At 69.8% G+C, this 25010-nt stretch carries 23 protein-coding genes and 1 tRNA gene; 10 read left to right on the forward strand and 14 right to left on the reverse strand.

The window, feature by feature from the left end; translation table 11 throughout:
• Nucleotides 1-47: 47 nt before the first annotated feature.
• Nucleotides 48-143, reverse strand: a tRNA-Sec gene (locus tag ABD209_RS00895).
• Nucleotides 144-179: 36 nt separating this feature from the next.
• Here ABD209_RS00895 and selD point away from each other — a divergent pair.
• On the forward strand, nucleotides 180-1160 hold the full coding sequence (gene selD / locus ABD209_RS00900) for a selenide, water dikinase SelD (RefSeq protein ID WP_344060778.1): 981 nt from the start codon (nucleotides 180-182) through the stop codon (nucleotides 1158-1160).
• 93 nt (nucleotides 1161-1253) lie between these two features.
• Here the strand turns inward: selD and ABD209_RS00905 are convergent, their stop codons facing one another.
• Complete coding sequence (locus ABD209_RS00905) at nucleotides 1254-1619, reverse strand: hypothetical protein (protein WP_344060781.1); 366 nt, start codon at nucleotides 1617-1619, stop codon at nucleotides 1254-1256.
• A gap of 505 nt (nucleotides 1620-2124) precedes the next feature.
• Here ABD209_RS00905 and ABD209_RS00910 point away from each other — a divergent pair.
• The 3 genes from ABD209_RS00910 to ABD209_RS00920 are packed head-to-tail and all read left to right on the forward strand — an operon-like array spanning nucleotide 2125 to nucleotide 3641.
• Entirely contained in the window at nucleotides 2125-2367 is a 243-nt protein-coding gene (locus ABD209_RS00910) for a hypothetical protein (protein ID WP_344060973.1), read from the forward strand.
• A gap of 6 nt (nucleotides 2368-2373) precedes the next feature.
• Nucleotides 2374-2907 (forward strand): hypothetical protein, encoded by a 534-nt coding sequence (locus tag ABD209_RS00915; RefSeq protein WP_344060784.1) that lies wholly within the window; start codon nucleotides 2374-2376, stop codon nucleotides 2905-2907.
• Nucleotides 2898-3641, forward strand: coding sequence for a hypothetical protein (locus ABD209_RS00920; RefSeq protein ID WP_344060787.1), 744 nt, complete (start codon nucleotides 2898-2900; stop codon nucleotides 3639-3641). Before ABD209_RS00915 ends, ABD209_RS00920 begins: the two co-directional genes overlap by 10 nt.
• A gap of 4 nt (nucleotides 3642-3645) precedes the next feature.
• Here the strand turns inward: ABD209_RS00920 and ABD209_RS00925 are convergent, their stop codons facing one another.
• From ABD209_RS00925 to ABD209_RS00935, 3 genes are all read right to left on the reverse strand, one after another.
• Entirely contained in the window at nucleotides 3646-4308 is a 663-nt protein-coding gene (locus ABD209_RS00925; RefSeq protein WP_344060790.1) for a response regulator, read from the reverse strand.
• A gap of 5 nt (nucleotides 4309-4313) precedes the next feature.
• The gene (locus ABD209_RS00930) at nucleotides 4314-5627 is read right to left on the reverse strand and encodes a sensor histidine kinase (protein WP_344060792.1); all 1314 of its coding nucleotides are present in this window, start codon (nucleotides 5625-5627) and stop codon (nucleotides 4314-4316) included.
• A gap of 134 nt (nucleotides 5628-5761) precedes the next feature.
• Nucleotides 5762-6478 (reverse strand): D-alanine--D-alanine ligase family protein, encoded by a 717-nt coding sequence (locus ABD209_RS00935; protein WP_344060795.1) that lies wholly within the window; start codon nucleotides 6476-6478, stop codon nucleotides 5762-5764.
• 158 nt (nucleotides 6479-6636) lie between these two features.
• On the opposite strand from ABD209_RS00935, the gene ABD209_RS00940 reads away from it, so the two are divergent.
• Together ABD209_RS00940 and ABD209_RS00945 are read left to right on the forward strand one after the other, a co-directional pair.
• On the forward strand, nucleotides 6637-8331 hold the full coding sequence (locus ABD209_RS00940) for a hypothetical protein (RefSeq protein ID WP_344060798.1): 1695 nt from the start codon (nucleotides 6637-6639) through the stop codon (nucleotides 8329-8331).
• Nucleotides 8328-9434, forward strand: a complete 1107-nt coding sequence (locus ABD209_RS00945) for a glycosyltransferase (protein ID WP_344060801.1) — start codon at nucleotides 8328-8330, stop codon at nucleotides 9432-9434. The genes ABD209_RS00940 and ABD209_RS00945 overlap by 4 nt, the downstream gene beginning before the upstream one ends.
• Nucleotides 9435-9501: 67 nt before the next feature.
• Here the strand turns inward: ABD209_RS00945 and ABD209_RS00950 are convergent, their stop codons facing one another.
• From ABD209_RS00950 to ABD209_RS00980, 7 genes are all read right to left on the reverse strand, one after another.
• A complete protein-coding gene (locus tag ABD209_RS00950; RefSeq protein WP_344060976.1) occupies nucleotides 9502-11979 on the reverse strand; it encodes a glycogen/starch/alpha-glucan phosphorylase in 2478 nt (825 codons plus the stop codon).
• A gap of 235 nt (nucleotides 11980-12214) precedes the next feature.
• Nucleotides 12215-13681, reverse strand: coding sequence for a UDP-N-acetyl glucosamine 2-epimerase (locus tag ABD209_RS00955; protein ID WP_344060804.1), 1467 nt, complete (start codon nucleotides 13679-13681; stop codon nucleotides 12215-12217).
• A gap of 21 nt (nucleotides 13682-13702) precedes the next feature.
• On the reverse strand, nucleotides 13703-14788 hold the full coding sequence (locus tag ABD209_RS00960; protein ID WP_344060808.1) for a sugar phosphate nucleotidyltransferase: 1086 nt from the start codon (nucleotides 14786-14788) through the stop codon (nucleotides 13703-13705).
• 67 nt (nucleotides 14789-14855) lie between these two features.
• Nucleotides 14856-15797 carry a DUF808 domain-containing protein gene (locus ABD209_RS00965; RefSeq protein ID WP_344060811.1) on the reverse strand — a complete coding sequence of 314 codons (942 nt, stop codon included), beginning with the start codon at nucleotides 15795-15797 and terminating at the stop codon, nucleotides 14856-14858.
• Between the two features lie 79 nt (nucleotides 15798-15876).
• Entirely contained in the window at nucleotides 15877-17265 is a 1389-nt protein-coding gene (locus tag ABD209_RS00970; RefSeq protein ID WP_344060814.1) for a tryptophanase, read from the reverse strand.
• A gap of 91 nt (nucleotides 17266-17356) precedes the next feature.
• Nucleotides 17357-18529: a DNA glycosylase AlkZ-like family protein gene (locus tag ABD209_RS00975; RefSeq protein ID WP_344060817.1), complete on the reverse strand. Its 1173-nt coding sequence runs from the start codon at nucleotides 18527-18529 to the stop codon at nucleotides 17357-17359.
• Nucleotides 18526-19569 (reverse strand): MauE/DoxX family redox-associated membrane protein, encoded by a 1044-nt coding sequence (locus tag ABD209_RS00980; protein ID WP_344060820.1) that lies wholly within the window; start codon nucleotides 19567-19569, stop codon nucleotides 18526-18528. Before ABD209_RS00980 ends, ABD209_RS00975 begins: the two co-directional genes overlap by 4 nt.
• Nucleotides 19570-19662: 93 nt before the next feature.
• Here ABD209_RS00980 and ABD209_RS00985 point away from each other — a divergent pair, with 93 nt between their 5' ends.
• From ABD209_RS00985 to ABD209_RS01000, 4 genes are read left to right on the forward strand one after another with little or no spacing between them, the layout of a single operon-like run.
• Nucleotides 19663-20118 (forward strand): DUF2871 family protein, encoded by a 456-nt coding sequence (locus tag ABD209_RS00985; protein WP_344060823.1) that lies wholly within the window; start codon nucleotides 19663-19665, stop codon nucleotides 20116-20118.
• Nucleotides 20115-21746, forward strand: a complete 1632-nt coding sequence (locus ABD209_RS00990; protein WP_344060826.1) for a DHA2 family efflux MFS transporter permease subunit — start codon at nucleotides 20115-20117, stop codon at nucleotides 21744-21746. Before ABD209_RS00985 ends, ABD209_RS00990 begins: the two co-directional genes overlap by 4 nt.
• 10 nt (nucleotides 21747-21756) lie before the next feature.
• The gene (locus ABD209_RS00995) at nucleotides 21757-23070 is read left to right on the forward strand and encodes a sensor histidine kinase (protein ID WP_344060829.1); all 1314 of its coding nucleotides are present in this window, start codon (nucleotides 21757-21759) and stop codon (nucleotides 23068-23070) included.
• Nucleotides 23067-23681, forward strand: a complete 615-nt coding sequence (locus ABD209_RS01000) for a response regulator (RefSeq protein WP_344060832.1) — start codon at nucleotides 23067-23069, stop codon at nucleotides 23679-23681. The genes ABD209_RS00995 and ABD209_RS01000 overlap by 4 nt, the downstream gene beginning before the upstream one ends.
• A 73-nt stretch (nucleotides 23682-23754) precedes the next feature.
• On the opposite strand, the gene ABD209_RS01005 is transcribed toward ABD209_RS01000, so the two are convergent.
• Complete coding sequence (locus tag ABD209_RS01005) at nucleotides 23755-24153, reverse strand: VOC family protein (protein WP_324387123.1); 399 nt, start codon at nucleotides 24151-24153, stop codon at nucleotides 23755-23757.
• 3 nt (nucleotides 24154-24156) lie between these two features.
• Nucleotides 24157-24972, reverse strand: coding sequence for an AraC family transcriptional regulator (locus tag ABD209_RS01010; RefSeq protein ID WP_344060841.1), 816 nt, complete (start codon nucleotides 24970-24972; stop codon nucleotides 24157-24159).
• Between the last annotated feature and the right edge of the window lie 38 nt (nucleotides 24973-25010).

Raw genomic sequence — 25010 nt, forward strand, 5'->3', positions numbered from 1 at the left:
GTGACGCCGCAGCGTCCCGGTTGGTTGCCGTCGGCGTGGCTCGTCGGTGGCGGAGGTGGACGGGAATCGAACCCGCCTGCGACGGCTGCCGCCGCACACCGGTTTTGAAGACCGGGGGGACCACCAGGAACCCACACACCTCCCTGCCGACCACCCTAAGGTGCGTAGGGTTCTGGGTCGTGATCAGGTTGACGCACTATGCCACGGGGGGTGGCTGCGCCTGCAAGCTCCCGGCCGGCCGGCTCGAGGAGTTAGTCGCTGGTCTGGGTGGGCAGGCGCACCCCGACCTCCTCGTCGGCCTCGACACCGGCGACGATGCCGCGGCCGTGCGCATCGCCGGCGGACGGGCCGTGCTTTCGACGGCGGACTTCTTCACGCCGGTGGTGGACTCGGCATACGACTGGGGACGGATCGCTGCAGCGAATGCGCTCTCGGACATCTACGCCATGGGCGGGGAACCGATTCTGGCCATCAATCTGCTCGCCTGGCCCGCCGAGTTGGACGCGCCAGACCTCGTGCGCGAGGTCTTCCGCGGCGCTCTCGACGTGGCAAGCGCGGCTGGTTGCCCGGTCGGCGGCGGGCACAGCATCACCGGCCCGGAGCCGGTCTTCGGGATGGCCGTCACGGGTCTCGCCGACCCTGATCGCCTGCTGCGCAATGACACCGCCCTGCCCGGTATGCCGTTGACCCTGACCAAACCGCTCGGCGTCGGCATCCTCGGCAACCGGCACAAGGCGACCGGCGAGGTCTTCGCGGCAGCGATCGAGTCGATGACCACCCTCAACGCCGGCGCGTCGCGGGCCGCCTTGGCGGCTGGGATCGAGGCCGCGACCGATGTCACCGGATTCGGGCTTCTTGGGCACCTGTTCAAGCTGTGCCGGGCCAGCGGGGTGGGGGCCGTCATCGACCTCGAAGCCGTCCCGCTCCTGCCCGATGTGCGCGCATCGCTGGCCGCGGGCTATGTGCCCGGGGGGTCACGGCGCAATCTCGATTGGGTCCGCCCACACCTGAGCGCGACCAGCCACATCACCGAGGACGACCTACTCGTCCTCGCCGACGCCCAGACCAGCGGCGGTCTCCTGCTCGCCGGGGAGATCCCCGGGGGGACCGTGATCGGGCATACGGTCAGCTCGCCGGCGCCCACGATCGCGGTGCGCTGACCGTCCGGAGCCGGCCGCCGGCGCAAACGACCGGGGCCGGCACGCGGGCGTCGAGTGACGTCCCGGCGTGCCGGCCCCGGTCGAAGCGGCAGGTCAGATGACGAGCTGCTTCTCGATCGACGCGAGCTTGAACCGGGCCATGGCCAGGTTGGAGCGGGCCTTGTCCAGCACGAGGTAGAGGAAGATGCCCTCCTCGCGCGAGAAGGTGCGAATGATGTGGTACTGGGTCTCCAGCGTGATCAGGATGTCTTCGAGCTTCTGGTTCAGGCCCAGGTCGCGCATGGTGCGCAGCTTGGCCTGGACGACATTGGAGTTGCCGGCGGCGGCGACACCGAGGTCGAGACCGTCGGGGTTGCCGGCGGTGGCGAGCGCCATCCCGCTCTGGGAGTCGACGAGAGCGACGCCGAGGGCGCCGTCGATCTGCATCGCCTCGTTGAGGGAGGACTGGTAGTCAGCCATGGGAGCGTGCCTTTCGGGGGAGGTTTGGGCCGAAACGTCGGCGACCTGGGAGCGCGACCGGGGATCCTAGCGTGTCCCCGGCGGGCCGCGGTTCGACCGCAAGCGCGGGCGATGGGACCTCTGGAGCCTCCTGGGGGACTGCCGGCTGCCCCTCCGGGACAGGATCCGGGGGCGCCGGTTCGGCGCTGGCACCGGGTCGCTCACCTGCGCGTTGGTCCCCGCCCAGCCAGTAGGCGCCCGGGCGATCATCCGGTTCGGGCGGCCCGGTCACGGGCGCACCACCGCCCGGGGTCGCCTCGCTCTCGTCGGAATCGACGCGTCCCCACCACACCACGACGCGTGACGGTAGCAGAGTTACTCGCGGTCGCCGCTAGAATCGCCCGGCCCCCTTGAGCCCCGTTTGGAATCCCCCGTGCGCGAGCAGTTCCGCGTCGATCTACGCGGCATCGTCGACATCCTTAGCCATCATCTGTACAGCAGCGAGCGCGTCTAGCTGCGCGAGCTGCTGCAGAATGCCCGGGATGCGATCGAGGCACGCCGTCGCCTGGACCCCGCGTTGGTTCCGGTGATCGAGGTGGTGCCGTCCGAGAACAACGCCCCGATGGTCGTGCGCGACAACGGGATCGGCTTGACGGATGCCGAAATGCGCTCGCTCCTGGCCACCATCGGGGGCTTGTCCAAGCGGGACGACTTCGCCGTCGCAGGGCGCAAATTCCTCGGCCAGTTCGGCATCGGCCTGCTCTCCTGATTCCTCGTGGCGGACACCGTCGAGGTCCGCTCCCGCTCGGCGAAGACACCGGATGCGCCCACGATCTTGTGGATCGGCCGCGCGGACGGCACCTTCACCATCGGCGAGAGCGAGACGCCGCTGGACCAGCCGGGCACCGAGGTCCGGATCCAGCCGCGGCACGGTGATCTCGAGTGGTGCAATGAGTCCACAACGCGCAAGCTGACCAGCGACGTCGCCGAGATTCTCGATGTGCCTGTCCGCATCAAGGGCGATCTGCTCTCCTTGAACACCCCGCCCTGGGACCGCACGATCGAGGAGCAACTCGCCTGGTGCCGCGAGCGGCTCGGCTTCGACGCGATGGGCATCGTTCCCCTCGACTCCTCCTTGCTCACTGTCCGCGGCCTGGGCTTCGTCCTGCCCTACACCACGGCTCCTGGGCACCGCACGGGCGACCGGATCTACTCCAACGGCATGCTCGTCGCCGACAGCGTCCGATCAGTTGATCCCCGAGTGGGCCTTCTTCTGCCGCGGTCATCGACGCCGGCGAGTTGCCGCTGACGGCCTCCCACGGGCTGCGCGCGGACGTCTATCAGGACATTGTCCGGCTGCACGCGACCGGTCTGCGCGCGCTCGCCGTCTCGGGCATAGACATCCGCGATCTGCTGCGGACCACGCTGCCCTTGGAGACCACCCTGGGCCAGCGCACCATCGACCAACTCCTGGCGCTCGACCAGTCCACGGTGCCGTATGTCGTGAACTCCGACGCCCACGAAGCCGTCCGGGATGTTGCGGTCCACGCCGAATCCCTCGTCATCAACGCGAGCGGGGCGCACGAGGCCGAGTTGCTGCAGGTCATCAACACCACCGAAGGCGAGCGCTTCGTGGAGATGGCCCGCTTCGAAATCGCCCACCTCGCCCGCCCGGAGCCCTATGTCGATATCGACCGCGGCTCGCGCCTGGTCAAGGCCGCCGACGAGACCTTCGGGCCCAATTCGGTCGCCGTCGAGTTCGCTCATTTCGCCCCGGCGCACCGCCCCGTCCTGTGGTGGCCGGCCGCCAACACCAAGGGCACGCGGCGCCGCCTGCCCACCCTCGTGCTCAACGCCGACAACCCGACGGTCATCAGCCTGCTCGAGAACCCCGAGGCCGCGCGCGTCCCCGATCTGCTGCGGTCGCTGCGCATCACCGGCCTGCTGCTGGCGCGCTCGGACGTGACGGTCGAGGACGCGATGGAGCTGGCCCGGTCCTTGGAAGGCCTCGCGATAGCGGTGCCAGCCGGCTCCGACGCCTGACGCCTCAGCCGTCCGCGAGCCCGTGCTCGTGGGCGAAGACGACCACCTGCACGCGGTCGCGCAGACCCAACTTGCGCAGCACGGCCCCCAGATGGGTCTTGACCGTCGATTCGCTCGCGAACAACTGCGCCGCGATCTCGGCATTCGAGAGCCCGCGAGCGACCGCGACAAAGACCTCCCGCTCGCGCTCGGTCAACTGCCCGAAGCCCGCCGGTACTGGCTTGGGGGCCTGGAACTTCCCGTCCAGCAGCGTGGCCAAGTCGGTCGGTGCGAGGACGGCGTTGCCGGCATAGACCGTATGAATGGCCTCCCGCAGCATCGCGGGTGTCGCATCCTTGAGCAGGAAGCCGCTAGCGCCGTAGCGGATCGCCGTCGCGGCACGATCGTCGAGATTGAAGGTGGTGAGCACGACGACGCGCACCGGGGTTGCACGAGCCGCCACCCTTGCCGGCGCGAAGATCTGGCGAGTCGACTCGACGCCGTCCATCACGGGCATACGGATATCCATCAGCACGACATCGGGAGTCAACTCATCGACCAGGGCCACAGCCTCGAGACCGTCGGCGGCCTCGCCGACGACCTCGATGCCGTCCTGAGCAGCGAGGATGCGGGCAATACCGGCCCGGAAGAGCTCCTGATCATCCACCAGCAGGACTCGAATGGCCACGACGGTCAATCCTCTTCGACTTCGGCGGCACGCAGCGGGAGGGTGGCGGTCGCCGCATACATGACCCCCTCCGACGTCGGGATCCTAACCAACATTAGCCGGCCGCCGATCGACTCCAACCGGTGGCGCATCGACTCCAGGCCGATCCCGCCACCCGCCGTCTGCGGGCCGGTGGGCCGGGCCTCGATAAGGTTGTGGACCTCCAGGACCAGCGCGTGCGGGCTGTCCGGCGGCCAGATCTGCCGCACCCAGACCGGCCCGCCGGTGCGGCCGTGCTTGAGCGCATTGGTGAGCATCTCCTGCAGCACCCGGTAGGCGACCTGGTCGATCTCGGGCGGCAGCGGCCGCGGGGAGCCGTCGGTGCGGTCCACGACCTCGTTCCCCGCGGCGCGCACGCCGCCGATCAGTGATCCGAGCCCGTCCGTCGGCGTGGCCGTCCGCGGATCGCGGGTCCCGGCGAGGACGCCGCGCACGTCGCCGAGCGAGCGGCGGGCGGAATCCGCGACATGCCCCAGCGTCTCGCGCATTTTCTCGACCTCGTCGTCGCCGAGATACTGCGCCGACTGCGCCTGGGCGAGGATCACGGCCAGCGAGTGCCCCACGACATCGTGGACATCCCGCGCGAGTTGCGCCTGACCGGCCCGCAGGTCGGCGACCTCCTGCGCGTATGCCGCTTCCCGCGTCGCCTCGTCGCGCGCCACCTCAGCGCGCGCGCGGGCCTGCCGCGAACGGACCACGCTGCGCATGGCCAAACCGCACGCCCAGCCGATCACCAGCGGTCCCCCGAGGGTCACCAGGCTCTGACCGGCGCCGGAGTGCATGAACTGATCGAGGATCAGGCGCAGCGTGCTGCCGGTCGGCGCCGTCCGGACGTGCTCCCACACCACGGACGGGCCGTATCGGGCCAGGACGCGCAGGCTGATCACTGCGGCCGGGACGGCGATCAGCCCCAGCCCGCTGAGCACCATGGTGACCCGCCGGCCATACGCGGCGGCACCGAAGAGCAGGACGAGCGCGGCGAGCCAGGTCTCGATGCGCGGCGCCGTCCCGAGAACGAGGGAGAACATGCCGAGGCCGCCCAGGATGGCCAGACCGAGCGCCGGGATCCGGTCGAAGAGCAGGACCGTGGAGGCGATGGCCAGCCAGACCCCGAGGAAGGTCACCAGGCCGATTAGGCCCACGCCGCTGGACCGCGCGCTCAGGAGGAGGCCCGACAAGAAGCCCACACCCAGGACCGCACTGGCCAGGAGAGGTGCCACCCAGAAGGGGGGATAGCCCGGCCGCCGGGTCTGCGTCCAGCGGTTGAGCCAGTCGGTCACACCGCCGCTGGGGAGGTCTGTTGCGTAGGCCGATGGCAGGCCGCCAGGGGAGGGTGCGCTGGGCGCTGGCCCAGCGTGGTGCGCACGCATGGGTGATGAGGGCGCGTGCGGTGTCGAAGAGTCCATGGCCAGCCTCAGTATCCCCGCGCGGCCGCCCGGACAGCCGCCCCGGACCAGCCGGCGGCCGCGAAGGCGGCCATGGCCCGAGAGCCGGGGTCAAGCCTCGGGTCGGGATCGATGGCCAGCACACGCACGCGCGGACTGTCCAGGACCACGCTCACACACGCGATGCCGCGCAGGTCGAGCGCGTCATACGCGGCCTGCGCGACCCGGCGCACACGCCCCTGGTCGAGGTCGGTGATCCCCTCGGCCGCGGTGAACTGCGCGTTGCCGCCGACTCCGCGGTCCTGGGCGAAGAACGTCCCCACCCCGGCGTCGTGCGCTGCGCCGACCAGGCAGGTCCCGTCGGCCAGCCGCACGACAGGCTGCTCCAACTCGCGGCCCTCGGCGAGTTCCTCGACCCACGCGTGGCTGTCGACGGCGAACGCCCGCACCAGCGCCGCGCGCAGCTCACCCGGACTGGTTGCCACCGACCAGGCCGGTCCGCGCCCGCCATGGACGGGGCGAACCCGGACGGGGTCCAGGAAGTCCACGCCGCGGCCGCGTCGCACGCAGATCCCCGGCACGGTCTCCAGGCCGGCGTCGGCCAACACCAGCGCGGTGAGGGCGGCGTCGGCGGCGATGACGCCCCCGCGGTCGGTGATGTGGGGGGTCGCGGCGAGGCCGGGTTGTGCTCGGCGGCGGGCGTGGATCGCAGGCCGGACGGGCACGGGGAGGGTCAACTCAGGCATACGCCCACTGTGCGATGCCCAGGCGGACGGGCACCTCCACCGGAAGTACCGAGGAACTGGCCGTTGAGCCAGTGGCGTTACCCTCTTCGTCGGGCCTACTCGGCCCCCCATCCCATGTGAGAAAGTGCGCTCGACGATCGGGCCAGGAGGTGCTCGACGTGTCGCCCGTCCTCGGTCTCGTCGCGCTCGTCCTCGCCCAAGTCGGCCTGATCGCCTGGCTGCGCCGGCGTGCTGCCGTGCCCGCCGCCGTCGCACCGGCCCTCGCCGCCGCCCTCTCGCTGCTGATCACGTATGCCTGCGGTCTCGCCGGCCGGTTGTCCGACGCCCCCTGGGCCGTGCTCGTCGCGGGCGGGCTGGGCCTGCTGTGGGAGCTGATCCGCTCACCGATCGACCTGGCCAAGACGCTGGTGCACCCCGCGGTGCTCAGCCTGGCCGTCGCGATGGGCGCGTTGTCGTGGCTGTTGCGCGGGCGACTCTTCCAGCATTACGACAACTTCAGCCACTGGGCACTGGTCGTTCGCGTCATGCTGCGCGATGCGCGCTTGCCCGATGCCACCGATCCGCTGGTCACCTTCCACTCCTACCCGCTGGGCACCGCCAGCTGGGAGTATGCCGTCGCCCGGCTGACCGGACCCGACGAGTGGCACCTGATGCTGGCGCAGGACTATCTGTTGGCCGCCTGCGCGGTGAGCCTCCTGGCTGTCACGCCGCGGCGCTGGTGGCTTGGGCTGCCGGTCGCCGCCGGCTTCGGCTGGACTCTCGCGACCCACGGGCCGGCGCTGGACACCCTGCTTGTCGACTCGGTGCTCGCCGGCTGGACCATCGCCGGCCTGGCCCTGTTGGCCGCCCACCGCGGGCAGGTCGGCCGGGCAACCCTGCCCCTGGCAGCGCTCGTCGCCGCCCTCGTGGCGACCAAACAGACGGGCGTCTACTGGGCCCTGGTGGTGATCTTGGCCGCCTGCCTGCTGCGGACGGGCCGCTGGTGGCAGCGTCTGGCGGTGCTCGTCGTGCCCACCGCTGTGGGTGCGGCGACGCTGATGGCGTGGCAACGGCATACGGCCCTGGTCTATGGTGCGGAGCCGGCGACCAAGCATGCCATCTCGGTCAGCCGTTTCCGCGACGTCCTTGCCGCCAAGACGGAGCAGGAGCGGGCGAGCATCGGCTCGGCCTATCTGCACGCGGTTGCGACCAACCGTCAGACCTGGTTGGTGCTGGCCGTTCTTGTCCTGAGCCTGCTGCTGTTCATGCTCGCGCGGCCGGGACGCGGCCGGCGCGCCGCCGCCGCCGGCGCGGGCGTGCTCGGCGTGACCCTCGTCTATCTGGGTGGGCTCTACGCGATGTACCTGCTGTCCATGCCGACCGGCGAGGCGCTGGCGCTGGCCGGATTCACCCGCTATCTCTCGACGCTGACGCTGGTGCTCCTCGGGGTGGTCGTCCTGGTCGGCCTGCACATCGCCGAGCACGCCGAGTGGACGTGGGCGCCGGCCGCGCTGGTGGTGAGCCTGGCCGGCTGCGCCGTTCTCATTCCGCGGGGGCCGCTCCTCGACCCGGTGCCGGCGGATGACGTCCGGGTCCGGGTGGCTGCCGCGTTCGGCCAGTTGACGATCAAGCCCGACGCGTCGGTGTGTGTCTTCAGCGATGTCCGCGACGGCGGCTATCGCACGGCCCTGGTGCGCTATCTCCTCCTTGACGAGCACGTCGCCACGTTGCGGGCACCGGACCGAGCCCGCGCCACGCTCCCGGTACCCTGCGACTATGCGGCCGTGGTGGACCCCTATCCCGCGGGCGATGCCTATTTGCGGTTGCGTGGCCACGTGCTGACGCCCGGCCGGCCGGTCGTGGTCGCGCGATGAGCACGTATGCCGACACGATCGTCGTGATTCCCTCGCTCCACCCCGAGCCCGCCTTCGTCGACCTCGCGCGCGAGCTTACTGCGGCCGGCTTCGGTGAGGTGCTGGTGATCGATGACGGCTCGGGGCTGGCCTTCGGCGAGGTCTTCGCCGCGATCGCGGCCTCACCGGGCTGCCGGGTGCTCACCCATCCGGAGAACCGCGGCAAGGGGGCCGCGTTGAAGACGGCGTTCGCCGATATCGCGGCCCGCCGCCCGGATGCCGTGGTCGTCACAGCGGACTCGGACGGCCAGCATACGGCCCAGGGCATCCGCACGGTGGCCGACCGGGTGCAGGCCGCGGACGGGGAGCGGATCTTCGTTCTGGGAGCGCGCGATGTCGACCTGCCGCATGTGCCGCTGCTCAGCCGGCTCGGCAACAAGCTGACGACGCTGGTGATCAAGGCGCTCTACGGGCAGACGCTGCCGGACACGCAGACGGGGCTGCGCGGCATACCGGCGGCGTTGCTGGAGCCGATGTCTCGGGTGCCGGGAGAGCGTTTCGACTACGAGATGAACGCCTTGACCTGGGCGTTGTCCGCCGGGGTGCCCATCGTTGAGGTGCCCGTGGCGACGATCTATCACGACAAGAGCAATAGCGTCAGCCACTTCCGGCCGGTGCGCGACTCGGTGATCATCTACCGGAGCATCTTCGCCCGGGCCGGGTCGTATTTCGCGTCCTCGGGGGTGGCGGCGCTGATCGACCTGAGCGTCTTCACCTTGGTGATCGACAGGGTGTTCGACGGCCGGTCCTACCTGCGGGCCGTGGTGACGGCGACGCTGGCCGCGCGGGTGGTCTCGTCGGCGGTGAACTTCCTGATCAACCGGCATCTGGTCTTTGCGCGTCATGGCTCGGCCTGGCGCTATTACGCGCTCGCGTTCGGCGTGCTCGCGGCGTCCGCGCTCGGCACGACGGCGATGTCGATGCTGCTGGCGGGACACGTCATCTGGGCGAAAATCATCGTCGACATCGTGCTCTTCGCGGTGGCCTATCACGTGCAGCGCACATGGGTCTTCCACGGGAACCCCGGCGCCCCGAAGGGGCCTGACTCAGCGCAGGTTAGGTGACGTCGAGCAGGGTAGACCGTGCTCGACGTCACCTAAATGCTGCTAGAGCAGAAGGTAGGACCAGGGGTCAGACGCCGGTCTTGACGTGCCAGATGCGGTCGATGTAGTCGCGCATCGAGCGGTCGGAGGAGAAGTAGCCACTGCGGGCGACATTGAGGATCGCCGACTTCGTCCACGCCTCCTGGTCGGCGTAGTAGGCCTCGACGCGGGCCTGAGCGTCCATATAGGACTGGTAGTCCGCGAGCGCCAAGAAGGCGTCATTGGAGAGCAGATCGCCGACGAAGAGCCCGGCCGCATCCCGGTCACCGCCGGTGAAGTGCCCGCTGGCGATCAGGTTGATGGCGCTGCGCAGGTTCTCGTTGGTCTCGTAGTAATCGGCCGGCCGGTAGCCGCGGGCCTGCAACTCCGCGACCTGGGGCTCGTCCATGCCGAAAAGGAAGAAGTTGTCGTCCCCGACGAGCCGGCGAATCTCCACATTGGCGCCGTCGTCGGTGCCGATGGTCAGGGCGCCGTTCAGGGCGAACTTCATATTTCCCGTGCCGGAGGCCTCCTTGCCGGCGAGCGAGATCTGCTCGGACAGGTCGGCCGCGGGGATCAGCCGCTCGGCAAGGGTGACGTTGTAGTTCGCCGGGAAGGCCATGAAGAGCCGGCCTTCGACACGAGGGTCGGCGTTGATGACCGTGGCCGCGGAGTTGATCAGATAGATCGTCTCCTTGGCCATCCGGTAGCCGGGGGCCGCCTTGGCGCCGAAGACGACCGTGCGCGGGGTGACCGACGCCGGGTCGAGGCGGCCGCTGATGATGCCGTCATAGAGCGTGACGATGTGCAGCAGCTTCAGCGACTGGCGCTTGTACTCGTGCAGGCGCTTGACCATGACATCGAGCAGGTGCCCCTCGGGCAGGGCGATGCCGTCGCGCCGCTGCAGCACGCGGGTGATCCGCTCTTTGTTCGCGGCCTTGACGGCGCGGAACTTCTCGCGGAAGTCCTCGTCCTCGGCGTAGACCTCGAGTTCCTCGAGCCGGTCGAGGTTGGCGACCCAGCCGACGCCGATGGTGTCGGTGATCAGCTTGGACAGGTAGGGATTGGCCTGGCGCACGAAGCGGCGCGGGGTGACGCCATTGGTGACATTGGTGAACTTGTCCGGCCACAGCTCGGCGAAGTCGTTCAGCACCTTGTCGCGCAGCAGTTGCGAGTGCAACTCAGCAACGCCGTTGACCTTGACGCTGGCGACGGTGGCCAGATGCGCCATTCGGACCGAGCGCTCGGGGTGGTCGCCGATGATCGACATCCGCCGCACGCGCAACTCATCGCCGGGGTAGGCCTCGCGGACCTCGTCGAGGAAGCCCTCGTTGATGCGATAGATGATTTCCATATGCCGCGGCAGCAGCCGCTCCATGAGGCTGACCGGCCAGACCTCCAGGGCTTCGGGCAGCAGGGTGTGGCAGGTGTAGGCGAAGCACTGGCGGGTGATGCCCCAGGCGTCCTCCCACTCCAGGCCGTAGTCATCGACGAGCAAGCGCATCAACTCGGGGATCGCGATGACCGGATGCGTGTCGTTCAGCTGGAAGATGATCCGCTCGGGCAGGTCGCGCACGTCGAAGTCGGTGGGCTGGGTGTGCTTGATGAAGTCGTAGAGGCTGCACGCGACGAAGAAGTACTGCTGCTGCAGACGCAACTCCTTGCCCTGAGGGGTGGAATCCTCGGGGTAGAGCACCTTGGAGATGTTCTCGGCGAAGGTCTGGCTGCGCACCGCCTGCGCGTAGTCGCCGGCGTTGAAGATGTCGAGGTCGAAGGCCCGTGTCGCCCGCGCGCGCCACAGGCGCAGCGTGTTGACGACGCCGTTCTGGTAGCCGGGGACCATGTAGTTGTAGCGGATGCCGAGGACGTCCCAGCCGTGGATCCACTTGACGCGGTCGCGACCGGCCTCGTCGACATACCTTTCCGTATGCCCGCCGAAGTGCACTGGGACTTCCATCTCCGGGTGCGCGATCTCCCAGGGGTCGCCCATCGAGAGCCAGTTGTCCGGGATCTCGATCTGGCGGCCGTCGACGAACGTCTGCTTGAAGATGCCGTATTCGTAGCGCAGGCCGTAACCGATGCACGGGGCGCCCATGGTCGCCATCGAGTCGATGAAGCAGGCGGCCAGGCGGCCCAGCCCGCCATTGCCCAGGCCCGGCTCGACCTCGACCTGGCGCAGCGCATCGAGCTCGATTCCGCAGGCGTGGAGGGCGTCCTCGGCGATCTGGGTCAAGTCGGTCGCCAGGAGGGCATTGTCGAGTTGACGGCCGAGCAGGTATTCGGCCGAGAGGTAGCCGACGGCGCGCTCGGTGTGGGAACGCCGCTTGCGCGCGGTCTCGAGCCACCGGGCGGTCAGGTAGCCACGCACCGTCCGAGCGAGCGCGAGGTACTGGTCGTTGAGGGAGGAGCGGGAGAGCGGGACGCCCTGCCCGTAGTTGAGCTCCCGGAGGAACTCCTTGACGAAGGCGTCGACCGAGTGGGGCGGCGAGGCCACCGGGCCGCGGGCCAGCGGGTGGCTCGGCTCCAGTGACGCGCCGCGCTCGTGGAGGTAGGCGTGGCCCTCGCCGGGGGTGGTCTGGGTCGCGACCTGGGGAAGGTCGAGTTCCTGGGCGGTGTCGGTCACGCTAGCTCCTTGTTGATGGGCATGGGGTGCCCTCCGAACGTGGAGGACCGGTGGGACGTCGATGTAAGCGGTTTCTCGACGTCCAGGATACGACCACGCCCCATGGCGAGCGTAATCTCGGCCAGGTTCTGGGCGCCCGTCAGCCGCCCAAGGAGGTGACGCTCGACTGGGGTAGGTCCCGCACTGTGATGTCCGGCCAGCGCTCGCAGTCCCAGCCGAGCAAGTCCTCTTCGGTCCGGAAGAGGCCGTCGCCGAGCGTGACGCGGGCCAGGACCGCGTCCACCAGCTGCGGTGCGCAATCGGTGCCGTAGATCGGCTCGGGCACCAGATCGCCACGGTTGGCCACGGCGCAGGAGATGACGGTCGCGACGAAGTCCGCGGACACCGGGGGAGCCAGGACGTTGCCGCCGGCGAGGAAGGACTCGCCGCGATCGGATCCGAAGCGCAGCGTGATGCACGGAACACCGAGAGCGTTGGCCTCCTCCTGCATGCTTCCGGAGTCGGTGGCGATCGCCGCGCAGTTCATCATCGCCGCGATCACATCGCCGTAGAGCGCCCACACCTCGGTGCTGATGAAGGTGTCCGGGAACTCCTCGACCAGGGCATCGAGACGCCCCTGCAGGCCGAAGCGCTCGATGGCACCCAAGGTTCCGAAAAGGCTGACCCACAGCACGCTGTGACCGGAGCGGACGAGTTGCTCCACGGCATCGAAATAGACGCGGAAGCGGCGCTCGTCGGTGGTGTTCTCGCGGCGGTGCAGGCAGACGCGAATGAACTCGCCGGAGCGCAACTGGGGGAAACGTTCGAAGATCGTTGATTCGCCGGCCCGGTCCTTGGCGCGGGTCATCTCATCGACGACCGTGTTGCCGATGACGACGATGGAATCGCCGGGAAAGCCCTCGTTGAGCAGGAAGCGGCGATCGAGCGCGACCGGCGCCATGTGCAGCCCGGTGCCGGCATCGGCCACCCGGGTGTTGAACTGCTCGGGGAAGGGCTCGCGGCTGCCGAGACGGAAGGTGTCGATCTCGCGGTGCGCGGACCGATAGCTCTCCCAATCGAATTCGCCGGCGGAGACGGCGTCGAACTGGGCCATGAGGAATTCCCGCGAGAGCGAAAGAGTTCGGATGCCAGCCTCGACGTGGACGCACGCGATGCGGTTGAGGTAGGCGGCGACCGAGCCTGCCATCGCCGTCATCGTGTCGCCATGGGTGTAGGGCAGCAGGGTATGTCCGGCGGCGACGCCTTCGGCGAAGAGCACATTCGCGCAGGCGATCAGCGCGGCGGCCTTGGCGCCGAGGTCCGGCTGATCGCTCATGTCGATGTGCAGCCCGACGGTGATGCCGAACTCATCGAGCATGCCGCCGGAATAGGCGTAGTCGGTGTGCTGGCCGCTGTGGCAGACCAGCACTTGCAGACCACGGTGGGTCAACTCGCGGATGACGGGGGCCTGCTTGATGATGTCCGGCTTGGTGCCGATGAAGACGACATGGATCGGCTCTCCGGTCTGGTAGCCGGCGAGCACCCGACGAACGGTATCCCGGTCGGCATCGGTCGCCGCGCTGGTGATCGTGACATCGAGGGTGGAGGCGAGGGGCTCGGCCTGCATTACTGCGACTTCTCCTAGGGGTCATTTCCGGTTCGGCGCGCCGGCGCTGCGTCGCAGCCGAGCGAGGACTTCTGGCGAACGCTCAAGCAACTCCAGCGGCACGACCAGCACGGTGTCGTCGGAGGCGACGACGGCGAGCCCGGTCAGTCCAGCCGTCATGATATCCATCGTCGAGCCGTTGACGACGAGAGTGTCGCGGCTGCCCTCGTCGGTGCCGGAGCCCAGGAAGACCCGGTCATGACCGGTCGTCTCGGCGAGCATCCGGTAGACCGACGGCCAGGTGCCGATGTCGTGCCAGCCGAAACCACCGTCGATCACGCCGATCGGGGAGCCATTGGCGATGAAGGCGTCGAGTTCGTGCTTCGGACCGCCCGCGCCGTCGTAGGACGCGATCTCGCGCATGTCGTGGACATAGCGGTCAATCTTGGCGAAGAAATCCGGGGCCGCCTGCTGGTAGACAGAGAGCAAGGTGGTGGCCGCGAAGCAATAGTGCGAGGTGTTTGAGTAGAGCGTGCGGGTGGCGGCCAGCTTTTCGAGGGTCGCCTTGTCGGGCTTCTCGATGAAGTCGCAGGCCTCGAAGAGGCCGGGCACCTCGAGGTCGCTCTCCTCGACCCCGATGTAGCCCAGGGATGTGTCGAGTTCGGTCGGTTTGACGCCGAGGAGCAGGATGCGCTCGCGATGCTCCTCGACGATGCGGAAGGCCCGGTCGGCCGCCTCCTGGAAGGCCGACAGGGGGGTGACGGAGCTGTCGGTCGCGGCCGTGAGAACGACGGCCTGCGGATCACGTCGGGCGATAGCCGCGGCCGTGAGGTGGTAGGCGGCGGGCTTGCCCTGTGGGTTGGGCTCGAGGATGAGGTTGCCCGGGTCGAGTCCGGGGATCGCCTCGAGGGCGCCGCCGGCATACTGCCGGGTGGTGGAGATGAAGATGTTCTCGGTGCCGACACAACTAGCCAGCCGCTGGAAGGTCTGACCGATCAAGGAGAGCGATTCGCCAAGGCCCTGGAACTGCTTGGGCGAGGTGTCGGTGGACAGCGGCCACAGCCGCGAACCGCGGCCGCCGGCGAAGATCACGGCGTAACGATGCGGGCCGGCAATAGCGGGGGACATGCGTCGGGCTTTCTCGTGGTGGGAGTCTTGGAAGGATGCCCGGGTTTACCGCTCAGGTCAAAACCGCTCAGTGTGCGGCTGCCCCCGGTCGGCGGCGATGGATCAGGCTCACGATCAGGACGACGACGGCGCCCACCAGGCCTCCGGCGAGCGCCGAGGCCAGGGTGTTGGCGAGCCAGCCGAGAAGTCCACCGATCCCACCGACGCCGTGGAGACTTTCTTCGAGGTGGTGCACCGCGGCATACGGGGCATGCCAGCCGAGTTCGTCGACGCCCTTGAGGAGGATGTGCCCGCCGACCCAGAGCATCGCGACGATCCCGACGGTCGAAAGGACTGACAACACTTTGGGCATGCCCGCGACCAGCGCGCGTCCGATCCGTTGGCTTGTGGCGGAAGGGCGTTCGGCCAGGCTCAGGCCGATGTCGTCCATCTTGACGATCAGCGCGACAACTCCGTAGACGAGTGCGGTCATGGCCAGGGCGACGACGATGAGGATCATCGTGCGCATCAGGAACGGCTCGTGGGCGACCTCGTTCAAGGAGATGACCATGATCTCGGCGGAGAGGATGAAGTCCGTGCGGATGGCGCCCTGGGTCATTGTCTTCTCGTGATCGACACCCTCCATCGCGGCGGGCTCGGCCTGCTCCTCGTGCCCGGCGAGCTTCTCGTAGATCTTCTCGGCACCCTCGAAACACAGATAGGTGCCACCCAGCATGAGGATGGGCGTCAGCAGCCAGGGCGCGAACTGGCTCAGCACCAGCGCCGCCGGGGTGATGAAGAGCAGTTTGTTGCGCAGCGAGCCGATCGCGATGCGCTTGATGATCGGGAGCTCGCGATCGGCGGTGAAGCCGTGGACATAGCGCGGTGTGACGGCGGTGTCGTCGACGACCACCCCGGCCGCCTTCGCTGTGGCACGTCCCGCAGCGACACCGACATCGTCGATGGACGCGGCCGCGACCTTGGCCAGGGCTGCGATGTCGTCAAGCAGGGCGACCAGTCCGCCGGCCATCGTCTGAAGTCTCCTTGGCTGCGGCGGGCCGCGTCGGTGTGTGTCGAGGGCAGCCACCAGGGTAGCGGCCAGGACCGCGTCAGCCGATCGGAGCGAACGCCGCGGTGAAGTGGCGCAGGGCGGGCGGTTCGTCGACGATCCGGTAGCCGGGCAGATCGGGCGCCTGCGCCTTGACCCGCTCGGCGACCTCGATGACATAGTCGATATGGCTTTGCGTATAGGTGCGCCGCGGGATCGCCAGTCGCACTAATTCCATAGCCGCCGGCCGCTCCGAGCCGTCGGGCTGCCGCCCGAACATCACCGATCCGATCTCGCAGGAGCGGATCCCTCCGGTCTCGTAGAGGGCCACGGCGAGGGCCTGCCCCGGATACTCCAGCGCCGGGATGTGCGCAAGGAGCGCCGCCGCGTCGATATAGACAGCGTGCCCGCCGGCCGGTGTCAGGCACGGGATGCCGAGCCCGACCAGAGCGTCGGCCAGATAGGCCGTCGACCGAATCCGATAACGCAGGTAGTCCTCGCTGACGACCTCTTTCAGGCCCTGTGCGAGGGCTTCGAGGTCGCGGCCGGCCAGGCCGCCATAGGTGGGGAAGCCTTCGGTGAGGATGAGCAGATTGCGGCACTGGAGCGCGAGGTCGTCGTCGTTGAGGGCGAGCCAACCCCCGATATTGCCCATCGGGTCCTTCTTCGCCGACATCGTCATGCCGTCGGCCAGTCCGGCCATCTCGCGGATGATGTCGGGGATGGTGTCGTGCTCGCGGCCGGGCTCGCGGGTCTTGACGAACCACGCGTTCTCAGCGAAGCGGCAGGCGTCGAGGAAGAGCGGCTTGCCGGCCGCGCGGCATACGTCCGCGACGGCGTGCAGGTTCGCGAGCGAAACTGGTTGCCCGCCACCGGAGTTGTTGGTGATCGTCATCATGACGACCGGGATCTCGGCGCCCCGCTCCGCCAGGAGCGCCTCGAGCCGCCCGATGTCCATATTGCCCTTGAAGGGGTGGTCCGCCTGCGGGTCGCGGCCCTCGGCGATGACCAGGTCGACCGCCTCGGCGCCGGTGAACTCGATATTGGCGCGCGTGGTGTCGAAGTGGGTGTTGCTCGGCACCACCTTGCCCGGGCCGCCAAGGACCTGGAAGAGGATGCGCTCAGCCGCTCGGCCCTGGTGGGTCGGGATGACGTGGGCATAGGGGAAGAGCTCCTGCACGGCATCGCGGAAGACGAAGAAGCTGGGCGAGCCGGCATACGACTCATCGCCGCGCTGGATGGCCGCCCATTGGTCGCGGCTCATTGCGCCAGTCCCGGAGTCGGTGAGCAGGTCGATGAGCACGTCGTCGGCGTGCAGTTGGAAGAGGTTGTAGGCCGCGTCGGCAGCCTTGGCCCGCCGCTCGGCGGCGGTCGTCATGCGCAAGGGCTCCACGGAGTGGATGCGGAAGGGCTCGATCACGGTGCGGAACTCGACGTCGTTGTCACTCACCCTCGGACGCTATCGGGCCCTCCTGGGGCCAGGCTGATGGCCTGCGGGGAGTGTCTGGTCACCGAGACACTGCCCGCCGACGCCACCCGTTTCAGTGGCGGGCGATCGCCACGTCGGTGACCGGGAGACCCAGGGCGCTCGCGAGCGCCGACACGGGCGCGTCCAATTCCGCCTTGTGCGGTCGCCGCCTGCCGGCAAACCAACGCACGTCCAACCCGCGCCGCCGCCCGGATCCGGTCAAGCGCCAAAAGCCACCGAGGCGGCCGTCGATCAGCAGTGGCGCGAGAAGTTGTCCGTTGTCCTGCATCCACAGCACGCGGTAGTTGTCGGGATCGACGAAGCGGGCGCGGGCGGGCGGGTCGTAGCCGCACAACAGCGCATCGAACTCGGGCAACAGGCGAATCCCGTTGGGCACCAACGACTCCCACCCGTCCTCGGCCCGTATGCCGGCGGGCTCGTGATAGTCGCGCCCGTCGGGTCCCGTCATGGTCACCAAATCAGTGCGCCGGGCGAGCGCCGCGTCGACGGCGCGCAGCCCGAGGCCCGACCACCAGGCGACGTCATGGCGGCTGCTGGGCCCGTGTGCGCGCAGATGCAGGTCGAGTGCGGCATCGGCCATGGCCTCCGGGTCGGCCTGGAGGGCGCGGCGAGCCTCGCCATCACCGAGAAGCGTTGCCGCCGTGCGATATCCGGGTGCGCCTTGACCGGACCAGGCGCCCGCGAGCGGACGTCGCAGCAGTCCGCCGTGGCCGAAGGAGAAGTAGCGGCCGGCCGGCCCGGCCAGCCGCGGTGTCGCCTCCGGGTCCTCGCTGGCGATCCACCCGGTGAGGTGGGCCTGGAGCTCGGCGGGCGTGCGCCATTTGGTCGCGGCATACGACTCGGTGCCGGCCCAGGCGTCCTCCAACGTCCGGTCGACAAGACGTAGCGTGCGCGCCCACAAGGCGCGCTGCCCGATGCGGGTTGTCGCGTCGAGGACTCGATGATGCTCGGGGATGCTCGTGTGGACGGTGCCGCGGATCGTGCTGCTGCGCACAATCATGATGGATTCGTATGCCGCAGTGAGAGTTTCGTGATCCGCCCCGGGTAGGCGGGCGGCGAGGGCGAGGAACGGCGAGCGTGCGGTCTGGGACTGGATCGGGCCGATCGCGGAGATCGCCTCGACGACCTCGTCGAGGGTCCGCTGCCGGCAGGTCCCGTCCCGGCCGGCCGCGGGGAACTGCCGCGCCAGGCTGCGCCCGGCCAGCTCGGCCCAGTCGGCCGTCAAGCCAACTCGCCGCGCACGACCGCTGACGCGGGATCAGGCTCGGGTGCGGGCGCGTCCGCGAGGGCGGCAGCGATCTCCTCGCCGAACTCGGTCAGCTCGGCCACCCCCGCGACCGGGCCACCGGCGAGCATGCCGTCCGCGCCGACGAGCAGCGCCACCGGGTCGCCGGCCACGCCGAGGCTGCTCCACGCCTGGGCGTCGGGGTCGCGCAGCCATCCGTGCGGCCAGTCGAAGCCCCTCAGATCGAAGTCCATCGGCACCGAGGCGATCGCCCGGACATCGATCGCCGGCATCCGCTCGCGCCAGTTGCGGGCGAGGGCGATGGCCTCGTGGCTGCGCCCGCACCCGCAGGTGATGAAGACGAGCAGTTGGGCGCGCTCGAGGGCCAGGCCGCGCATGGTGACCGGCTGGTTGCCGTCGAGGAACATCAGCGGCGGAATCGTTTCGCGCACATAGTCATCCGGATCGGCCGTCTCGGTCGCTGCCGGCGCGGGCTGTCCGTGGGCGCCGTAGGCGGGCACTCGAGGCCGTCGCTCGCCGACGATCCAACGGGTGATCGCGGCGGTCACGGCCAACGCACCCAGCCACGTCCACGTCGCCCGGCTGCCCGGCAGCAGCGTCCCCGGCACCGTGTGCCCGCGTGCGCCCCAGACCACGGCGGCCAGGGCGAGTGCGCTGAGCACGACGTTACGAACCAGCGTGTCGATGGTGATCGGGGCACCGATCGTCCCGAAGCACCCGCAGGAGGGCCGGGGGCTGAAGGTCAGCCCGCGGGCGACGACCGCTGTATACGCGAGCATCAGCCCCAGCGTGAGCGCGGCCACGACGGTGAACGCGGAGGCCCACGGCAAGACAAAGAGCGCGACCCCGAGAACGGCCTCGATCGGCGGCAGCCACTGGACCGGGCCTTCGAGGGCGCTCGGCAGCCGGAGCAGCCGCGTGGCCGACACCAGGGAGGGCCGGTTGTTCCACTTGGCCTGGGCAGCGAGCAGGAGAACGACCGCCAGGAGAAGAGGAGCGGCCACGAGCGCGTCGGTCACCGGTGAAGTCTACTTTTGCCGCGGCGGCGCATCCGCCGAAGGGATGATGCCCGGCGGTGGCCCCGGTGAGGCTGCCGAACCTACCGTCGAAGCATGACGAGTTACCTCTACCGCAGCGCCGCCACCTGGGCCGGAATCGGACTGGCCGGCGGCCTCTTCTATCGCACGCTGACCCACTCGCGCGACTTCGACGGCCGCACCCAGCTCGCGGTCGTGCACACGCACACCCTGGTCTTGGGCATGGTCACGCTGCTCGCGGTCCTCGCCCTCCACCTGGTCCTCGCCCTCGACGCGGATCGCCGCGGCCGGTGGGCCCTCCATACCTGGAACGCCGGCTTGGCGGTCACCAGCGGGACGATGTTGGTCAAGGGCACCCTGCAGGTGACCGGACGCGCCTATGACCTGCCGGCGCTCGCCGGCGTCGCCGGGCTCGGGCACATCGCCCTGACGGCGGCAGTGATCCTGCTCTTCTTGACGATCGGTGCGCGCCTGCGCGCACGACGCGAGGACGCGGCCCAACCGTCCGCCGAACGGGTGACCGTCGCGTGAGCACCGCGGCCGACCGCAAGTGGTTCGCGCTCGGCACGCTCGCCCTCGGGCTGTCGATGATCGTCCTCGACGGCACCATCGTCGGCGTCGCCCTGCCGCGGATCATCACCGATCTCCACCTCGACCTGACCGACGCGCAGTGGGTCAACAGCCTCTACTCGATGATCTTCGCCGCCCTGCTGCTGACCTTTGGCCGGCTCGGGGACCGCTTCGGGCGGCGCCGGCTCTTCCTTGTCGGTGTCCTCGTCTTCGTCGCCGGGTCGATCACCGCGGCGCGCGCTGACGCGGCAAGCGCCCTGATCGCGAGCCGCGCCCTCCAGGGCGTGGGTGGCGCGATGGTGTTGCCCGCCACCTTGTCCACGGTCAACGCGACCTTCCGAGGGAAGGACCGCGCCGTCGCCTTCGGCGTCTGGGGCGCCGTCATGGCCGGTATGGCGGCGGTGGGCCCGCTGCTCGGCGGCTGGCTGACCACCAGCTTCGACTGGCGCTGGATCTTCCTGGTCAATGTGCCGCTCGGCGCGCTCGTCCTGGTGGGCACGTTGCTCTGGGTCCCGGAGACCCGGTCCGCCACCAAGGCCCGCGGCTTCGACGCCGACGGCCTGCTCACCAGCGGCATCGGCCTGGCGCTGGTGGTCTTCGCCCTCATCGAGGGCACCGACCTAGGCTGGTGGAAGCCCTTGCGGGAGTTCACGATTGCCGGTATGACGTGGCCCGCGACCGCGCCCGTCTCACCTGTCCCGGTGGCCGCCCTAGTCGGCGTCGTCTTCATCGCGCTGTTCGTGGTCTGGGAGCGGCACCGGGCGCGGGTGCAGCGGGACGCGATCCTCGACCTGAGCCTGTTCACCTTCCCGACCTTCACGTGGGGCAACCTCACCGCCTTGACCGTGGCGGCCGGCGAATTCGCCCTGGTCTTCGTCATGCCACTCTTCCTGGTCAATGCCCTGGGGCTGAGCATCATGGGCGCCGGCTGGGTGCTCGCCGCGATGGCCGGTGGTGCCTTCCTCGCCGGAGCGAGCGCACGGCACTTGGCGGAGCGCTTCAGCGCGACCATGGTCGTGCTCATCGGCCTGAGCCTGGAGCTCGTCGGGGTGCTGTCGACCGCCCTCGTCTTGGGCCGGGGCACCTCGTCGTGGCTGATCGCGGCGACGCTCACGGCATACGGGGTGGGATTGGGGCTCGCGTCGGCGCAGCTGACCTCGACCGTGCTGGGCGACATCCCGGCCGACCGCTCCGGCTCGGCATCCGCGACGCAGTCCACCGTTCGGCAGGTGGGCTCGGCACTCGGCTCCGCGGTGGCCGGTGGAGCGCTCGCCGTGGCGCTTGCGCACACGCTGCCCGACCGGCTGGCGGCCATCGCCGGTCTGCCGGCGGGCAAGGCGGCCGAGCTCGCGGCTCAGACCAGTCAGAGCGCCGGCGGCGTCATCCCCGGGCTGCGCGCGCAGGGGGCACGCGGCCCGTGGGGTGACGCCGGACCCGCGATCGCGGACGCGCTGGCCGCGGGCTTCGCCGATGCGACCCGCCTGGCCATCCTCGTCTCGGCAGCTTTCCTGGTCGCCGGCTTGCTCGGCGCCTGGCAGGTGCACCGCCGCGCCCACCGGTCCACCGGCGTCCTCGTCCCGGCGGCGTAGCCTCGGGTGGGTGAGTCAGGACGTGGCCGGTGAACGCACCATCGCCGTATTGCGCAATCTGACGACACTGCAGCACACACTCTTCGTCACCCTCGTCGCCATCGGCGTGGCCCGCGCCTGGCCCACTGCGAACCGCGTCACGCTCGTCGTCGCCATCACTGTTCTGACCTGCTGGTATGCCGTCGGCGCGCGCCGCGCCGAGCATCGCCCGGCCGCGTCGTCCAGCGAGCCCGGGGCGGCGGGTCCGGCCCGCGCGGCGATCGGGTGGCTGCTGATCCTGGCGGTGCTCTGGATCGCCTGCGTCGCGGTGTCGCCGCACCTGATCTGGGTGGGCTTTGCGCTCTGGTTGCTGGCCGCGCACCTCCTGCCCTTGGCCGGTGCCGCGGTCTTCGCCGCGGGCGTGCTTGCCGTCGTGATCGGCGCGCCCGTACTCGCGGGCCAGGGCTGGTCGGTCGGAGGTGTCGTCGGTCCCACGGTCGGCGCCATCTTTGCGCTCGCGCTCTCACGGGGGCAGGTGCTGCTGGCACGCGAGTCCATCGAGCGCGCGCGACTGGTGCGCTCGCTCGTCCGGGCCCAGGACGAGTCGGCCGCTCTGCAGGAGCAGTTGGCGGCCGCCCAGCGCGATGCGGGTGCGCAGGCCGAGCGGACCCGGCTCTCCCGCGAGATCCACGACACGCTCGCTCAGGGTTTCTCGTCCATCCTGCTGCTAGCGCGGGGGGCGTCGGTCGCCGGCGACGAGGTGCACCTGCGGCACCTGCTGGACCGGATCGAGGAGACAGCGGCCGGCAACCTGGCGGAAGCGCGCCGCGTCGTGGGCGCGCTCGCGCCGGAATCCTTGCAGGACAACGGCCTTGCGGCCGCCCTGCGGCGGATCGTCGCCGACCTCGCGGCCGACACCGGTATCGACACCGACGTCCGGGTCGACCCCGACCTGCCGCTGCTCGACACTGGCGAAGAGGTCGTGCTTCTGCGTAGCGCCCAGGGGGCGTTGGCGAACGTCCGCACTCATGCCCGGGCCGCGCGGGTCGTTGTCTCGCTCACCGGTGCCGGCGATCAGGTCCGGCTCGATGTCGTCGACGACGGTGTCGGTTTCGACCCCGGGCAACTCGCGGCTGAGGCTTCCGCGTCGGCCGGCGCGGCGTCCGGCGACCGGCCTGGGGCCACGCGGGTGGACTACGCGCGGGGCGGCTACGGGCTGGCATCCACGACCGCGCGGCTGCGCGAGCTCGGTGGCGGATTGACGATCGAATCGGCACCCGGCGACGGGACGGCGGTATCGGCATACCTGCCGGTGCGGCGCGCCCAACCGGAGGTCGCGCGGTGACGCGGGTGCTGGTCGTCGACGATCATCCGATCGTGCGCTCGGGGCTGCGGACGCTGCTCGACGGGCAGCCGGGCATCGACGTGGTGGGTGAGGCCGCAGACGGGGCGACGGCCCGGAAACTCGCCGGTGCGCTCGCCCCCGACGTTGTGCTGTGCGATTTGCGCCTGGGCGACGGGATGGACGGCGTCGGGGTCGCCCGTGCCCTGCAGCGGCCGGGCGGGCCGGCCGTGGTCATCCTGACGACCTACGACCACGACACCGACATCGTGCGCGCGATCGAGGCCGGGGCCGCGGGCTATCTGCTCAAGGACGCCGCGCCGGCACAGATCGTCCGGGCCGTCGAACTGGCAGCCGCGGGCGAGACCGTCCTATCAGCGGCGCAGGAGGCGCGGGTCGTCGCCACCCAGCGCAGCGCCCCTCGGGCCCTGAGCGAGCGCGAACTGGACGTGCTTCAGTTGATCGCCCTCGGCTTGACCAATCGGGAGGTCGCGCGCCGCCTTTTTGTCAGCGAGGCGACGGTCAAGACCCACCTGGCCCATGTCTACGACAAGCTCGGCGCTCCCAGCCGGACCGCGGCGGTCGCCGTCGCCCGCGAGCACGGCCTACTCTGAGCGCCGCGACCCCCCCACTCGACAGGGCTGAACCGGCCACTCGACGTGAGGGGAAAATGCCTGGCGCCCGCGGTCACGCCTGGCCGGGGTAGGAGCCGAAGCTCCACTGGTTGCCCTCGGCGTCGCGCACGGTGCACGTGCGGCCGCCGTAGTCGGGGTCCATGGGTGCCTGAACGCTGGTGCCGCCGGCAGCGAGCGCGCGGTCATAGACGGCGTCGACCTCCTCGTCGGTCTCGACGACGCAGTAGCAGGACGAGGTGCCGGGGAGCTCCAGGTGCTCATCGTCCGCGGTGCGGCGCCCCGCGGAGCCGAACATGATCCCGCCCCGGTCCCCCCAGGCGTATTCGGCGTGGTCGACGACTCCCGGTGCGCTGGTCATGAGGGCTCGCCGGGTGAAGCCGACGGCCTCGAGAAAGGCGACCGCTGCGTCGGCGTCGCGAAAGGTCAGGGTGTGGAAGAGCGTTGTCGTCATAACTCAACCCTGCCCGGTCGGATGCGGGGATTCTTGAACAAATCGGAAGTCCGCGGAGTCCGTCGGGGGATGGCCGGTCAGCGCACGCCAGTCGCGAGTCAGGTGTGACTGATCGGCATAACCCGCCTCGGTGGCGACGTCGGACAGTCGGATTCCCCTGCGGCGCAAAGCATCGGCGTGTTCGAAGCGACGCAAGCGGGCGACCCGCTTGGGGCTCAGCCCGAACTCGGCACGGAAGCAACTGCCGAGATGACGCTCACTCATGCCGACCCGCCCGGCCAACTCGCGCACTCCCAGTCGTCCGCGACTGGCCCGCAGCAACTGCCAGGCCCGGCCGACCTCGGGCCGCGGCTCGTGCCCGCCTGGCTGTGCCAGTGCGCTCAACAAGGCGGCATCGAGGGCATCGAAGCGCGCCGCCCAGGTCGGTGCGGCCGCCAACCGCTCGACGTCGTCGGCCCGCAGGCCCAGCGGGAGCTCGCCGTGTTCGACGAGGCTGAAGGCACCGAGCCCACCCATGGGCAGCCCCAGCAGACGACGCACGCCGGCAGGGCTGAGCGCCAGTTGGATGCCGTGCAGCCGCCCGTGCGCATGCACGAGTGCCGGCGCATCGTGGAGGCCCGACGCCAGCGCCCAGAAGGTGTCCGATCGGCGCGGCGTCGCGAGCCAGCCGACATCCAGCGGCTTGCCGAAGGCGAGGATCACGGTCGCCGTCGTGGACGGTATGCCGTGGTGCACGGCGCCCTCCGGCACCGACTCGTCATACCCGTCGTAGGCGCGCACCAGCCCGCGAAGGGCGGGATGCGGGGCGCGCTGCGGCATACGGCCAGGGTAGAGCGATGCGGGCGAGCACGGGCCGC

Source organism: Nostocoides vanveenii, assembly GCF_039531165.1.
Classification (GTDB): Bacteria; Actinomycetota; Actinomycetes; order Actinomycetales; family Dermatophilaceae; genus Nostocoides_A; species Nostocoides_A vanveenii.

Excerpts from the sequence above, each read along its gene's own strand:
- ABD209_RS00945 (WP_344060801.1), top strand. The coding sequence starts at position 8,328 with ATGAGCACGTATGCCGACACGATCGTCGTGATTCCCTCGCTCCACCCC.
- ABD209_RS00935 (WP_344060795.1), bottom strand. The coding sequence starts at position 6,478 with ATGCCTGAGTTGACCCTCCCCGTGCCCGTCCGGCCTGCGATCCACGCC.
- ABD209_RS00965 (WP_344060811.1), bottom strand. The coding sequence starts at position 15,797 with ATGGCCGGCGGACTGGTCGCCCTGCTTGACGACATCGCAGCCCTGGCC.
- ABD209_RS01010 (WP_344060841.1), bottom strand. The coding sequence starts at position 24,972 with ATGCCGCAGCGCGCCCCGCATCCCGCCCTTCGCGGGCTGGTGCGCGCC.
- ABD209_RS00960 (WP_344060808.1), bottom strand. The coding sequence starts at position 14,788 with ATGTCCCCCGCTATTGCCGGCCCGCATCGTTACGCCGTGATCTTCGCC.
- ABD209_RS00985 (WP_344060823.1), top strand. The coding sequence starts at position 19,663 with ATGACGAGTTACCTCTACCGCAGCGCCGCCACCTGGGCCGGAATCGGA.
- ABD209_RS00905 (WP_344060781.1), bottom strand. The coding sequence starts at position 1,619 with ATGGCTGACTACCAGTCCTCCCTCAACGAGGCGATGCAGATCGACGGC.
- ABD209_RS00955 (WP_344060804.1), bottom strand. The coding sequence starts at position 13,681 with ATGCAGGCCGAGCCCCTCGCCTCCACCCTCGATGTCACGATCACCAGC.
- ABD209_RS01005 (WP_324387123.1), bottom strand. The coding sequence starts at position 24,153 with ATGACGACAACGCTCTTCCACACCCTGACCTTTCGCGACGCCGACGCA.